Below are 13,073 nucleotides of genomic sequence, written 5' to 3'. Positions count from 1 at the left end.
AACATCACCTCATCGCCTGAAGTGGCGTAACCCTACCGATATCGGTTGCATCAAAATCCGAATCGTAGCTGACTATGCGGAGGCCGTATTTACGGGCCAAGGTGTACTGGTACGCATCGTCAAAATCGAGGTGGAATTTACGGGACGCCTCAACGAGCGATTCAAAATCAAAGGGGGTGAGTCTCAGCAGGGAGAGTCCACCGCGCAGGAGAACGTCCTCAACGAACTCCCGGAAGACCCCGTGTTTCTTCTGCCTGAAGAGTATTATCCCTATTGAGTAAACCGAGAAATCCGAGACGGCAAGCTCGCTGGGTGGAGTTTCTCTAAGAAACCTCTCCGCGTTATCAGCGTTTTCCTGATCAAGAAGGATTTCAAGGAACACGTTGGTATCAACTAGATACATCAGCCCCACCATTCAAGGGCCTTGTGCTGAAGCTCCACGGAAGTGTACTTCTTCCTGAGCTCCTTCAGCCCCCCGCGCCATCCAAACTTCATGGGGGAGCGTCTCCTGCGCGCGTTCCTCTCCAGAAGGAACTCGATGTAGTCCAGCACCTCCTCCTTAAGGTCATCCGGGAGCTGCTGAAAGAGCCTGTAGGCGTCCTCCATCACTTTCACCATCCTGAACGTTCTCGCAGAACTTAATTACCTTTTTGCTTGCTGCCGGGTGATTAACACCCACCTCATCCAACCAGCTCGAGTCTGAGCTCGGGAGCGACCTTCTTTATGCGTGAGAAATGTCTGTCCTTTGTCACGAGGGTCATCCCTCTGGATATTGCAACAGCTGCCATAACCACGTCTACTGCTGGGGCCGGGGTACCTGCCTTTACCAGCTTCTCAGAGAGCTTAACGGCCAGTGCATATTCCTTGGGAGAGGGTATGAGGACTCCCAGATCCAGAGAGACTCCCTTTGGGTATTCCACAAGGTTCAAAGTTGTTGTGTATCCATCTTCGGGATTTTTGCCTTCTTTAACGAGGCCGATCAGGACGTTCGTGTCGTAGAGCCTCCTTTTGTCCTCTCCCATTCTAAATCCCTCGCTTTTTTGTAATAATCTTCGTAGGCCTCATCCGGAACGGACTCTATATCCCTGATGAGCTTATCCCCGAGGAGTTTCCTGAATTCCTCCATGGACATCTCGATCCGGGAGTTCTCAAGCTCACTGAGGTACTCGGCTATGGCCTTTCTCGCCACTTCGCTCCATTTGATTTCCGGGTGCTTTTTCATGCGCCTGTAGAGGTCTGGCGGTATGGAAAGGGTCATGGTTGGCATATCATCACCATACATAATTATGTGTATGCACATATTTAAGCCTTCTCACCACCCCAGCTTCCACGGCGTCGGATGGAGAACCTTCTCGTTCACCAGCGGCCTCCACCAGTCCTCGTTTTCGAGGTACCATTTGACAGTTCTCTCTATGCCGTCCTCGAAGCTGTACTTGGGACGCCACTTCAAATCCCTCGTTATCTTCCAGGAGTCGAGCGAATACCTCAAATCGTGGCCGGGCCTGTCCTCTACAAACTCTATGAGCGACTCGTCCCTGCCCATTATCCTCAGGACGGTCCTGACGACCTCGATGTTGGTCTTCTCCTCGCCGGCGGAGATGTTGTAGACCTCCCTCGGTTCCCCCTTGAGCAGGACGGCCTCAATTGCCCTCACGTGGTCTTCGACGTAGAGCCAGTCCCTCACGTTCTGGCCGGTGCCGTAGATTGGAACCTTCAGCCCCATGCTGGCCCGTATGATCGTCTTCGGGATGAGCTTCTCCGGGAACTGGTATGGCCCGTAGTTGTTTGTGCAGCGCGTTATGGAGGCGTTGAGCTTGTAAGTCCTCGTCCAGCCGAGGACGAGAACGTCGCTCGCCGCCTTGGTGGCGGAGTACGGCGATGAGGGCATAAGTGCATCCTTTTCGGTGAACGAGCCACTTAGGATGTCCCCGTAGACCTCATCGGTGCTTATGTGGACGAACCTTATTTCGGGGTTTTCCTTCCGTATCGCTTCGAGAATCGTGTAGGTGCCGATGACGTTACTCTTTAGGAAGTGCTCCGGGCTGGAGATGCTCCTGTCCACGTGGCTCTCTGCTGCGAAGTTCACAACAGCATCAACCGTTGTTATAAGCTCCTTTATCAGATCATAATTAGCTATATCCCCCTTAACAAATGTGTATCGCGGGTCGTTCTCCACATCCTTCAGGTTCGCCGGGTTCGAGCCGTAGCCGAGCTTGTCGAGGTTCACCACTTCCCAGTCGGGGTGCTTTTTCAAAACATAGCGGATGAAGTTGCTCCCTATGAAGCCCATTCCGCCGGTAACCAAGAGCCTCATCCTTTCACCTCACAGTATCAACCTTGAGTTGTCGCCGATGACCAGCTTCCTGCCGAACGGGTGAGAGGTGCCGTTTATTATTTTCACTCCCCGTCCGATAAGGCTCTCAACTATCCTCCCAGCGTTCCGTATCTCACTCCCCTCAAGGATTATCGAGTCCTCGATCTCGGTGTTCTCAATGACGACGTTGTCGCCGATGCTCGTGTAGGGGCCTATGTAGGAGTTCATTATCCTGACGTTTTTCCCGATGACCACGGGGCCCTTTATCACAGTGTCCTCGTCTATTACGGTGCCCTCGCCGATGACGACCCTCCCGTGGATGCGCGCGTTGGTGTGTATCCGGACGTCGGTCTTGATATCGTCCAGGATGAGCCTGTTGGCGTCGAGGATGTCCTCCGGCTTCCCCGTGTCCTTCCACCAGTTCTGGACCTTCGTCCATCCCACACGGTAGCCGTGGTCGATGAGCCACTGGATCGCGTCGGTTATCTCAAGCTCGTTCCTCCAGGAGGGCTTTATGTTCCTCACCGCCTCGTGGATGACGGGCTTGAAGAAGTAGATCCCTACCAGCGCCAGGTTGCTCGGAGGCACCCTGGGCTTCTCGACGAGCCGCCTTATGGTCTTTCCGTCCTCGCTCAGCTCCACAACGCCGAACTGCTGGGGGTTCGGAACCTCCTGGAGGAGTATGCTGGCGTCGAAGTTTCCATTCTCGAAGTGTTCCCTGTGCCTCACTATCCCCTCCCTGAGGATGTTGTCACCGAGGTACATAACGAAGTCATCATCGCCAAGGAAGTCTTTAGCCACCAGTATTGCGTGGGCCAGCCCCTTCGGCTCGCCCTGGTAGATGAACTCTATCTCAGCGTCCCAATCGACGCGCTTAACGGTCTCCATCACCTGCTCCTTGTTCGGGCCGACGATGATCCCAATCTCGTGAATGCCGGCCTCGATGACGTCCTCGATGGCGTAGAACAGGACTGGCTTGTTCGCCACAGGGATGAGCTGCTTCTGCTGGGAATATGTAAGGGGCCTCAGCCTCGTGCCGTGACCACCGGAGAGAATAAGGGCCTTCATGATGGTCCACCACAGCCAGTACTATCCAATAAAATAAAAGTTTATCGTCGTTAAGACACGATAGCGGTCATTCTGTTCCATGCCCTCGTCCTAGTAGTTTTCTTCTGACGAACCCCTCCGGGGAAGGGAATCAATGATACCGTCCGGCCAAAATTTAGATTCCCCTGACACGGGAATAAGGGCAAGATAGCCATCATGGGTTAACCATTACATTTTTTCTTCTGAAAGCCTCGCCCTTCACGGCCGGGAGGAGGTCAGATAAACCTCGCGAGAAGTTTAATGACCCGATCCAGGTTCACCCCGAACTTTTTTCCAACGGCCTCCAGCAGCTCAATGTCCTCCATTTCAACGCTTTTCATAACAAGAAGGAGCACCAGGTAGAAGGCAAAGGACAACGACAGGACGACCAGCACCCCCCAGATGCCGGAGGATGGAGTTTCGGCAATAAGGAGCAGTCCCAAAACTGCAGAAGCGGCCATGATCTGCTTAACGTAGCTCACGCTGAAGGGGTGTATGCCCGTCTTCCTGTAGAGCCACCCGGAACGGAACACGTTTGCCACTATGAAGGAGACCGCGGTGGCTGCAGCGGCGCCGTTGATCCCGTACAGCGGAATTAGGACGATGTTGAGGCCGATGTTCGCCACGGCGGCGAAGAAGTTGCCCACAAGGTTGGCGTTGGTCTCCCCGATAACGGTAAGGCTCATTCCGTTGAGGCCGAGGAAGGTATGGAACATAAAGCCCGCCGCCAGTATCCGGAGGGCAGTGGCAGCTCCCACATACTTGGTGCCAAAGAACGTTGCTATCATGACCTCCGGGAACGCGAACATGAAAAGGAACAGGGGGAAGGTGAGCAGGAAGATCCATCTGGTCATTATCTGGTATATCCTTTTCATCTCTTCGAGCTGATTGCGGGCAAAGAACACCGTCGCTATCGGCACGTAAAGGAAACCCGCGGAATTGAGGAATATGGGGAGCAGCCTGGCCACCGGTGCGGCAGCGTTGTAGAGGCCGACGGTGTCCGAGTCGTAATAGTACCCTATCATAAGGGTGTCAGTCCAGTTCATGATGTAGCCCAGGATTCCCGTCAGCATGAGCGGGAACGAAAACAGGAGGAGCTCCTTTGCAAGCCCGCCCCGGAATACGGGCCTTTTTGGTAGGAACTTAAGCCTGAGCGTTTCAAAGGTAAGAATCAGAAAACCCGCGGCCTGGGAGATGACGTAGGCCAGAAGGATCCCCGTCAGCCCCCTATCCGTCAGGACTGCAATCACAGTGAGGATCAGGAAAATTGAGGGAACCACGATGTTCTGGTAATACACGTTTTCCCGAACACGGCCGGCCCCGCGGGAGACGGAGATGAACACCCGGGAAAGCCCTATGAAGGGTATAGAAACCGCGGCCAGCCTGAGTGCAGGCGGGAGGAGTGCTTCATTAAGGATCCCCGAGATGAAGGGGGCGGTGAACACTGTAACTGCTCCGATCATGAAGGATGAAATTGCGACGAGAATAAGGGCCGTTGATACGAGCTCCGGGATCCTTTCGGGCTCCTTCTTGTAGTATCTCGAAAGCTCCCTTGGGAGGCCGTTTGCAAGGCCCAGGAGGGCAAAGGTGAGCCCGATGTTCAGAACCGTCAGCGTCAGGGAAAATACTCCGTAGTGACTCCTGTCGAGCGACCTGGCTATTAGCGCCCTTGTCAAAAAACCGAGCGCCATTGAGATAACCGTCCCGGCAAAGACAATCCCCGTCCCCCTCGCAATCCTCTGAAGTGCACGGTTCACCTCGTCCAAGCCCCTCACCCACCCAGCAGTGTGAAGAGCCCTATCAGCAGGATTATCACGTTTATGGCCATTTTAAGCTTCTCCCTGTCCGCACTCCTGTTGATGTGGGTGCCGAGGTAAACCCCGGGAACTGTCCCAAGGATCAGCGTTCCCGCGAGGCCGTAATCAACCCCACCGATGCCCGCGTAGTTCAGGAAGCTGAACCCAGAGAGCGCCAGTCCGTAGACTATAGTCACGCCGACAACGTCCCTGGGGTCGAGTCTCGCCACGTTCATCAGCGTGAAGCTCACTATCACACCCGCTCCAACGGAGGTGAACTGGACGGTCAATCCCACCACGAAGCCGAGCAGGTAGACGTAGGCCCACCTTGGTTTGATAGGGATGTGAATTTCGCCCTTCAGGAGGCTGAGGACTGCACTCACCACGAGGATGAGCCCGAGGAGGAGGGTCAGGTAATCGTTAAGAACCTCCCTGTCGATCTCACGGAGGAGTATCCCCCCGAGGATTATTGCCGGAACGCTCCCCGCAAAAAGGCGGAGCGCTATGTCGTACCTCATCCTGCCCTTCCTCTGATGGAAAAAGACGCCGAAAACCCTCGTGACCGTTGCGTAGAGAAGGTCGGTTCCCACAGCGGTTAGGGGTTCGACCCCGAGGAACATGAGGGAGGGCGTCATCAGGGCCCCGCCGCCAACACCGGTGAGGCCGACGAGGAAGCCCACTAAAAGGCCCAGTCCAACGAAGGTCAGCAACGCCCTCCCCCCATTTGAGCATCAGGGCAGGTAGCCCATCTCGCGGGCCTTCTGAATCACTGCCTCGACTTCCTCCTCCGGCGTCATCTTCGAGCTGTCCACTTTGACCTCCGGGTTCTCGGGCTCCTCGTAAATTCCATCGTAGCCGGTGAGGCCCTTTATCTCACCGCGTATCGCCTTGGCGTAGAGCCCCTTGGGGTCGCGCTGGATTCTGACCTCTAAAGGAGCGTAGACGTAGACCTCGATGAAGTCCCCTATCTCCTTCCTGGCGTACTCGCGGACTGTTTTGTATGGCGAGATCAGAGAGACTATCGCTATGACCCCGTTCCTGCTGAGGAGCTTGGCCATGTGGATTACAACCCTGTTGTGCATCTCCCTCGCTTCCTTCGAGAAGCCGAGCTCAGGGTACAACGTCTTCCTTATCGTGTCGCCGTCGAGTATCTCGACGCGGTAGCCCATCTCCCTGAGCTTCCTGGCGAGCTTGACTGCAAGGGTCGTTTTTCCGGCCCCGCTCGGCCCCGTGAGCCAGATCGTGAATCCCTTTTCGAGGTTTTGAAGCCCGGTCATTTCAGCTCCCTCCGGTTCTATTGGTCTGATTCGGGTGAAAGGAAAGACGGGAAGTTATAGGATGCTCCTCCCGTGCATCTCTCTCAGCGGCTCCTCTATCCCAAAGAGCCTCAGCATCGTCGGCGCGAAGTCGTAGATTGTCAGCTGAGTTGCTTTGCTCTCATCGAAGCCCGGCAGATACATCGAGAAGACTCCAAACTCGGAGTGGTTGGCGTCATCCGGGCCGGTGTCGTTCTCAGGTAAATAGTTGCTCGGGTGGCCGACGGTTCCAGCGGCGCGCCAGTTGAGGTTGTCGAAGTAGACCATTATGTCCGGCTTGCTTCCCTTCGCCACCGGATAGATATCCTCCGGGTAGAACACCTTCGTGTCCCACCTCTCGCCGTTCGGGCCGCGGATTGACTTTATCTGCTCCGCGACCTCGTCTCTGACTTTCTCGAACTTCGAGAGTGGTATCTTTCCTTCCTTCTCCCTTCCGAGGACGTTGAGGAAGACGCGGGAGTAGTAGCCGCCCCATCCCCATGCGGTGGTCTCCTTCCAGTCTACCTCCAAGCTCTCGAAGCGCTTGATTTTCCCATCGTGGAGAACCTCCGGGTTCCTCACCTTCAGCAGGCCCTCCTCGGCCAGCCACTGGTTAACTGCGAAGTTTCCGTGCATGGCCTTTATCCCGTGGTCAGAGACGATGAAGACAGCGGTCTCGTCGAGGTCGATGAGCTCAAGCGTTTTCCCTATCTCCTTATCGAGGAGCCTGTAGTAGTCCGGGATGACGTTCTCGTATTTGTTGCCTCTGCCCGGGTAGAGGTGGTGGTTTTCATCAAAGTAGCGCCAGAAGGCGTGGTGGAGCCTGTCGAGGCCTATCTCGACGAAGTGGAAGTAGTCCCACTCCTTCTCCTGGAGGAGGTACCTTATCACCTCGAACCTCTTCTCCGTCATCTCCCAGATGCCCTCTTTCACCTCGTCCTTGGCCTCCCTCCTGAAGGGCACGTCGAAGATGTACTCCCCAACCAATCTTTCGATCTCGCCCTTCAGCTCCTTCGGGTAGGTGTAGTCCACGCTGGCATCGGGGGTTATGAAGCAGCTCACGAGGTGGCCGTTGATCGGCTTCGGCGGGTAGGTCGGCGGGACGCCGACGATTATCGACTTTTTGCCCCTCTCCCCGAGGTAGTCCCAGAGGGTCGGCTCCTTGACCTTTTTGCTGTGGGCGATCCAGTAGTCCGTGTAGGAGTATCCTGTCCTGTGTCTGAACCCGTAGAGCCCGAGCTCGCCCGGCGTCTTGCCGGTGACCATCACCATCCACATCGGGATTGTGATGGCCGGGATTCCCGTCTGCATCGGGCCGTAGACAGATTTTTCGAGGAGCTTTTTCACGTTGGGCATGTCGTCGATGAAGCGGTTGAACAGGAGCTCCGGCGGGGCCGAATCTAACCCTATGACGAAGACCTTCCTGGTCTCGGCCATACCTTCCCTGACCTTCTTCTCAAACTCCATAGCTCTCACCTCAGGTGCTCTTCAATGATTGTGAGGACGTCCTCGATTTTATCCCTCTCGCAGACGCAGCCTAGCACTTCCCTCTTGCCGCCGGCGTTGGCTCCAAGGGCTTTAACACGTTCGATGACCCCGGCCATGTCTATCCTTTGGGCTTCCTCCGGGGAGACTCGGAAGTACACCTGCGCCTTCCCGTGGAAGTTCCTGTTTACAACGACCGCGCCGCGGTAGCCCAGCTCCCAGACGAGCTTCCTTGCGACCTTGGAGATTATGTTGAAGGGGCTCTCAAAGCCGGCGAAGGCAAAGCCCTTCCTCTCCTCGGCGCTCGAAAGGGCGCCCTCTATTGCGTCCCTTATCGCTTCCGCCTTCCTGACCCAGGGCCCGTATTCGAGGAGGTTTCTGACGTCGTTTTCGAGGAGAACCCTTACGGCTTCCTCGACGGCTTCCCTCTCCATCGCTATGTAGTTGGAGTCAATCAGTTCAACTAGCCTTAAGGCTTCCCCCCGCGAGAGGTTCGCTTTCCGGAGGAGTTCTCTGACCCTTTCAATCTCAAATGCCCTCTCTCCGATGTCGCCGATTACCCCAAGGGCGCTCCAGGCGTTGAAGAGGCCGAAGTGCTCCGAGACGACGAGTGAGCAGGAAGGATAGTAGTCACCGTCCAGGGAGGGGTTCACCTGCTCCACGAGGGGGTTTTTGATCCTCGGCTGGGTGTGGTGGTCTATGAAGAGCGTCGGAACCTTAACCTTCTCGACTTCATTGGGCACGTTGAAGTCGAGGACGTAGAGCCTCTCCGCCCTTTCAATTGCTTTCCACAGCCGCTCGTCGAAGCGGAACTCACCGATCGGAGCCGTTAAGTTGGTGAACTCCCCCAGAGCGAGCGCCCTAACCAGCAGCGCTGAAGATGCCACCCCGTCGGTGTCCCAGTGGTGGATGATTAGGTTCACCTAACTCACCCCGCAAAAATAATGGAAAGTCACTCAACGAACGGGTTCTCAAAGCTCCTCACGACCTCAAAGACCTCTGGCCTCATCATGTACTCGGGAGGATGTTCTCCGGTCATTATCATCTTCCTGAGCTTGGTGCCGCTTATGTGGACGTGGAACTCTTTGTCATGGGGGCAGATCTTCGCGTTGACCATGCCTCCGCATTTCCTGCAGTAGAAGGATTCGCGGATGAACATTGGGGTTATTCCAAGGTCAGGGAACTCTCCGAAGAGGTCCCATGCCTCGTAGGGCCCGTAGTAGTCGCCGACTCCAGCGTGGTCTCTTCCCACGATGAAGTGCGTCGCACCGAAGTTCTTCCTCATTATCGCGTGGTGTATAGCTTCCCTCGGGCCGGCATAGCGCATCTCGTAGCGGACGGTCGCGAGAGTAGCGGCGTTCTTCGGGTAGTAGTGCTCAAATAGCGTCTCGTAGGCCTTGATTATGACATTGTCCTTGTAGTCGCCCTTCTTTTTCCTTCCAAGGACGGGGTTGATGAAGAGACCGTCGACGAAGGTTAGTGCCGCTTTCTGCACGTACTCGTGGCCGAGGTGCGGCACGTTCCTGGTCTGGAAGGCAACTATCGTCTTCCAGCCGCGCTCCTTGAAGAGAACCCTCGTCTCGACCGGCCTGAGGGTGTACTTGGCGAAGGGGTTCGGGAGCTCGTTGAGGAGCTCTATCTCACCGCCGACGAGGTAGTCCCCCATGTCCATGACCCTGGCGACGCCGGGGTGGTTAACGTCGTCGGTCTTGAAGACCTTGACCGCGAATTCCCTCTTGTCGTAGGTGTAAATCTCCTCGACGTGCATTCTAGCTATTGGCAGGTCGTCGTAATACAGGAGTATCGCATCGCCCTCGTCGAAGGTTCTCTCCCTCACGTCGAGCACTATCGGGATCGTCCAGGGCGTGTCGTCGCTCAGGCGCATGTGGTCGAGGACGCTCTCGAAGTCGTCGCTCGTGAGGAAGCCTTTAAGCGGTGAATAAACGCCGTGTGCGATGTTCTCAAGGTCTATGGCCCTGCCGTGGTCTATATCGACGCGCGGGTACTCCCTCTGCTCGCCCAGAATCCTCTCGCGGGTTCTCTCGGCAACGAGCCTCCTGACGAGTCTGCCTCCGTGCGGCTTTGAGACCATGGTATCACCTCAAAAAGGAAAGACCTCAGTCAAGGTAGCCAAGGGCGCGAAGCCTCTCCTTGACCTTCTCTTCCTCCTCCTCGGTGAAGACTTCCTCCTTCTCCTCCTCTTCGAGGCTTGCCAGAACCTCGCGGAGGACATAGGTGACGTAGTCCGAGACCGAAGTGAACCCGGTGCCCTCTATTCTGGCCTTAATCTTGTCGTAGAGGGGCTTTGGTATGGAAACGGTCGTGTACTTCTTCTCCTCAGCCATTGCAAACACCTCCGGTCTTAATGATATTTAATTACATTTAATTAAGCAACTCGGGGGATATATAAAGATTTCGCATCGGGGGAGGAATCGGGGGCGCCGGGCTTATCAACCTCCCGTCCCGTGAAGGACGTCGTCTATTCTGAACACGCCCCTGTCGAGCACGGTCTTCTTCTGGACGTAGGTGTAGCGGATGACAACGCTTCCATTCAGGTCATCAGGCAGGGGGAACTCGTCCTTTCCTTTAACCCCGTACCACTTCTTGAAGACGAGAGTGCCGTTGTCCAGGTATCCGAAGATTCCGATCCCCGTCCCGGTGGCATTCTCAAACTTCAGTATCACGGAGCCATTCCCGGCGGTCACGACGACGTTGGGGTGGCTGAACCTGAAGATCTTCACCAGGCCGCCGTCGGAGTAGAGGAGCGTGTACCCCTCGGGATAATCACCGGTGAGCATGAGCCTTCCCAAGGGGGTGTTCAGCGTCTTTTCGTTAACGAGGACTGCGTAGCCATAGTCGAGGTTCATATAAACGTAAACGTTGGAGGTCGGCCTGCTGGACAGCTCTACCCTTTTGACCGAGCCCCCGTGCTCCACAAACGCCCCCTCAGGCAGCAGGAACGCGCCCCCGATGTTGACCTTCACGTCCCAGCTGTCCCTGCCCGGGGCCGCCATTACGGAGTATCCTCCCGAAGAGAACACCAGCATGTTGCCGTAGGTCTGCACCAGCGGCAGAACCGCTAGAGAGTAGCCGGAGGGGCCCCCGGCGGTATCAACGACGGCCCCAAACTTCACCAGAAGGTCGTACGAAACGATGACGTAGTCAACGCCCAGATTCATTAGACCGTTATCTTTCGCCAGTCCCAGGTAATACTTAGCGACCCATCCACTAGGACTCCCCTGGGCCACAGGAGCCCTCCCCGAGAAATACGTTACCCAGTGCCCCTCGTCCCACCACGTCAGGACGACGTCGTTGGGGTTCGAGTGCTCCCCCAGATAGGCAAGGGCCTCCTCCCAATGCTCATTTGCCAGAGGATGGACGGAGAGTGTCGTTTTAACTCCCTGGTACGCCGCCACAGCGGGGACACCGGCCACGAGCAGGATCACCGCGATGGATGCCGCCTTCCTGACTTTTCCGGGGGGCAACCTCCCCCGGAGCCCGCCCGAAAGCTTCCAGAGGGACGTCAGGCCGATGCCGGCCATAAGGGCAACTGCAGGAGATGCGATGAACAGGAAGCGGGTCCAGATGAGCGCCATCGGCAGCAGGACTACGGCCGTCCCGAGGAGGAGAAAGTCCGCCGGCTTCGTCCCCCTGAAAAAGCGCAGGAAGAACAGGGGGAACACGAGGCCGACTATCCCGTAGGCAGTCCACCAGTCATTAAAGGACGTCCTCTGGGTCTCCGCTATCGGGGCCTCACGGAACAGCGTCTCCAGCACCGAATCGAGGGTTCCCAGGTACCTGAGGAACACCCAGAGGAGCAGAACGGCACCTATCAGTACGACCAGGCCCCGCTGCTTCCTGCTTAGAGAGAGCCGGGACAGGAGGAAGAGAACCAGTATGACCGCAAGGGCGGCGGGGACGGCGTACTTAACGTAGGCCGTGAGGAACACGTCCTTCATGAACCCCGCCTGAAGGCCGAACTCCTCGGCCAGTTTTTTGCCGACCCATCTATCGGGACCCACCATACCGTAGCCGAGGTGCCCACCGACCCAGCTCGCCAGGAGGGCCCCCAGGAGGGAGAGGATCACAATCACGGCCGCGTCGGCCAGGTACCTGTTCCTGCGGAGCACGAACCCACCCACGGCCAAAAGGAGGGCGTTGGCGAGGACAATGGCAAATATCGGATAGTACGCCTGCCACGAAGCCGCGGAGAAGGCCAGGGCAGGGGGCAGTGCGAGGTAGAATGCCCACCGCCTGTACCTCCACCCCGGGCCCCGGAGCGACAGCGCAAGGGCGATGCCTGAGAGGGCCAGGGAGTATGAGAACAGCATGTAGTTGTCCCCGCGGTAGTAGCCGGCCATCGAGCGGAAGACGTGGCCGAAGAGAACCGAGAGGAGAAAGGCGGAAAGGAAGGCCTCCTCCCTCCCGTACAACCTCAAAGCCACCAGGTATATGAAGACCACCGTGAGAACACCAAAGATAACCGGGGTCACCCTGAAGGCGTTGTAGAGAGAAACGCCGAACGGTGATAGGAGCTTGTAAACGTAGGCCGGGGTCATCCAGAGGCCCTTGGGGTGGAACGAACTTATTATATATCCCCAAGAACCGGTAGCATAGGGGAAAAAGTTCACCCACGCCCCCTTCTCCAGCGCGTACCGTATGTAGGCGAGGTGGAAGTAGGGGTCGTAGCCCAGGAGGTATTTGAAGCGGAGCGGCAGGAGCCTTATCAGGCCGGCCACAGCAGCCGTCAGCACTAGGGCGAACCTGGGCTCGAGAACCCGCTCCTTCCAGCGAGAAAACCGCTCAAACATGACGGCAGCCAGCATTTAATCCCCCCATTAGGAGTGCTCCAACGATACCAATACCCGCACCGGAGAATAAAAGCATTACGCAGTGCTCATGAAAAAGCCCAGGGACCTGCGGAAATGTGATTGCATATTGTCAAGACAAATTGCCAGATAATTTTTCAAAAAACAAAAGCAAAGCTTTATATAGTTTGAACGCCTAGATGTATATGAGGAACACTGTGCGGGAGGACTGAAGCGAAAGCTTCTCCTCCGAACGGGTCAGACCCGAGAGCGGTTCAAAGCCCGCAAG

Annotated in this window: 14 protein-coding genes; all 14 read right to left on the bottom strand. The window is 56.4% G+C overall.

Features of this window, described 5'->3' with window-relative positions:
* Positions 1 to 4: 4 nt before the first annotated feature.
* The 14 genes from E3E36_RS05995 to E3E36_RS05930 all read right to left on the bottom strand — a co-directional run bounded on the left by E3E36_RS05995 (position 5) and on the right by E3E36_RS05930 (position 12,802).
* Entirely contained in the window at positions 5 to 403 is a 399-nt protein-coding gene (locus tag E3E36_RS05995) for a PIN domain-containing protein (RefSeq protein WP_167894362.1), read from the bottom strand.
* Positions 403 to 606, bottom strand: a complete 204-nt coding sequence (locus tag E3E36_RS05990) for a DUF2281 domain-containing protein (protein ID WP_167894834.1) — start codon at positions 604 to 606, stop codon at positions 403 to 405. Before E3E36_RS05990 ends, E3E36_RS05995 begins: the two co-directional genes overlap by 1 nt.
* A 74-nt stretch (positions 607 to 680) precedes the next feature.
* Positions 681 to 1,022, bottom strand: coding sequence for a type II toxin-antitoxin system VapC family toxin (locus E3E36_RS05985; RefSeq protein WP_167894361.1), 342 nt, complete (start codon positions 1,020 to 1,022; stop codon positions 681 to 683).
* Entirely contained in the window at positions 980 to 1,267 is a 288-nt protein-coding gene (locus E3E36_RS05980; RefSeq protein ID WP_167894360.1) for a hypothetical protein, read from the bottom strand. Before E3E36_RS05980 ends, E3E36_RS05985 begins: the two co-directional genes overlap by 43 nt.
* 45 nt (positions 1,268 to 1,312) lie before the next feature.
* A complete protein-coding gene (rfbB, locus tag E3E36_RS05975; protein ID WP_167894359.1) occupies positions 1,313 to 2,314 on the bottom strand; it encodes a dTDP-glucose 4,6-dehydratase in 1,002 nt (333 codons plus the stop codon).
* 9 nt (positions 2,315 to 2,323) lie between these two features.
* Entirely contained in the window at positions 2,324 to 3,382 is a 1,059-nt protein-coding gene (locus tag E3E36_RS05970; protein WP_167894358.1) for a glucose-1-phosphate thymidylyltransferase, read from the bottom strand.
* 254 nt (positions 3,383 to 3,636) lie between these two features.
* On the bottom strand, positions 3,637 to 5,157 hold the full coding sequence (locus tag E3E36_RS05965; protein WP_342764396.1) for a flippase: 1,521 nt from the start codon (positions 5,155 to 5,157) through the stop codon (positions 3,637 to 3,639).
* Between the two features lie 14 nt (positions 5,158 to 5,171).
* Entirely contained in the window at positions 5,172 to 5,906 is a 735-nt protein-coding gene (locus tag E3E36_RS05960; protein ID WP_167894356.1) for a sulfite exporter TauE/SafE family protein, read from the bottom strand.
* Positions 5,907 to 5,927: 21 nt separating this feature from the next.
* Positions 5,928 to 6,473 carry an adenylyl-sulfate kinase gene (gene cysC, locus E3E36_RS05955; protein WP_167894355.1) on the bottom strand — a complete coding sequence of 182 codons (546 nt, stop codon included), beginning with the start codon at positions 6,471 to 6,473 and terminating at the stop codon, positions 5,928 to 5,930.
* Positions 6,474 to 6,527: 54 nt separating this feature from the next.
* On the bottom strand, positions 6,528 to 7,958 hold the full coding sequence (locus tag E3E36_RS05950; protein WP_167894354.1) for an alkaline phosphatase family protein: 1,431 nt from the start codon (positions 7,956 to 7,958) through the stop codon (positions 6,528 to 6,530).
* 5 nt (positions 7,959 to 7,963) lie between these two features.
* Positions 7,964 to 8,899 carry a DHH family phosphoesterase gene (locus E3E36_RS05945; RefSeq protein WP_167894353.1) on the bottom strand — a complete coding sequence of 312 codons (936 nt, stop codon included), beginning with the start codon at positions 8,897 to 8,899 and terminating at the stop codon, positions 7,964 to 7,966.
* A 29-nt stretch (positions 8,900 to 8,928) separates the two neighbouring features.
* Entirely contained in the window at positions 8,929 to 10,068 is a 1,140-nt protein-coding gene (gene sat / locus E3E36_RS05940) for a sulfate adenylyltransferase (RefSeq protein WP_167894352.1), read from the bottom strand.
* Positions 10,069 to 10,093: 25 nt separating this feature from the next.
* Positions 10,094 to 10,321, bottom strand: a complete 228-nt coding sequence (locus E3E36_RS05935) for a ribbon-helix-helix domain-containing protein (protein WP_014788819.1) — start codon at positions 10,319 to 10,321, stop codon at positions 10,094 to 10,096.
* Positions 10,322 to 10,426: 105 nt separating this feature from the next.
* A complete protein-coding gene (locus tag E3E36_RS05930) occupies positions 10,427 to 12,802 on the bottom strand; it encodes an STT3 domain-containing protein (protein ID WP_240911776.1) in 2,376 nt (791 codons plus the stop codon).
* Positions 12,803 to 13,073 lie beyond the last annotated feature (271 nt).

The sequence above is a fragment of the Thermococcus sp. M36 genome (assembly GCF_012027355.1).
Taxonomy (GTDB): domain Archaea; phylum Methanobacteriota_B; class Thermococci; order Thermococcales; family Thermococcaceae; genus Thermococcus.
Note: the sequence above shows the minus strand (reverse complement) of the source record. Positions and strands in the feature narration are given on the sequence as shown.

What these genes read in the sequence shown, in the direction of transcription:
- E3E36_RS05995 (WP_167894362.1), bottom strand. Translation starts at nt 403, where the DNA reads ATGTATCTAGTTGATACCAACGTGTTCCTTGAAATCCTTCTTGATCAG.
- E3E36_RS05990 (WP_167894834.1), bottom strand. Translation starts at nt 606, where the DNA reads ATGGAGGACGCCTACAGGCTCTTTCAGCAGCTCCCGGATGACCTTAAG.
- E3E36_RS05985 (WP_167894361.1), bottom strand. Translation starts at nt 1,022, where the DNA reads ATGGGAGAGGACAAAAGGAGGCTCTACGACACGAACGTCCTGATCGGC.
- E3E36_RS05980 (WP_167894360.1), bottom strand. Translation starts at nt 1,267, where the DNA reads ATGCCAACCATGACCCTTTCCATACCGCCAGACCTCTACAGGCGCATG.
- rfbB (WP_167894359.1), bottom strand. Translation starts at nt 2,314, where the DNA reads ATGAGGCTCTTGGTTACCGGCGGAATGGGCTTCATAGGGAGCAACTTC.
- E3E36_RS05970 (WP_167894358.1), bottom strand. Translation starts at nt 3,382, where the DNA reads ATGAAGGCCCTTATTCTCTCCGGTGGTCACGGCACGAGGCTGAGGCCC.
- cysC (WP_167894355.1), bottom strand. Translation starts at nt 6,473, where the DNA reads ATGACCGGGCTTCAAAACCTCGAAAAGGGATTCACGATCTGGCTCACG.
- E3E36_RS05950 (WP_167894354.1), bottom strand. Translation starts at nt 7,958, where the DNA reads ATGGAGTTTGAGAAGAAGGTCAGGGAAGGTATGGCCGAGACCAGGAAG.
- sat (WP_167894352.1), bottom strand. Translation starts at nt 10,068, where the DNA reads ATGGTCTCAAAGCCGCACGGAGGCAGACTCGTCAGGAGGCTCGTTGCC.
- E3E36_RS05935 (WP_014788819.1), bottom strand. Translation starts at nt 10,321, where the DNA reads ATGGCTGAGGAGAAGAAGTACACGACCGTTTCCATACCAAAGCCCCTC.
- E3E36_RS05930 (WP_240911776.1), bottom strand. Translation starts at nt 12,802, where the DNA reads ATGCTGGCTGCCGTCATGTTTGAGCGGTTTTCTCGCTGGAAGGAGCGG.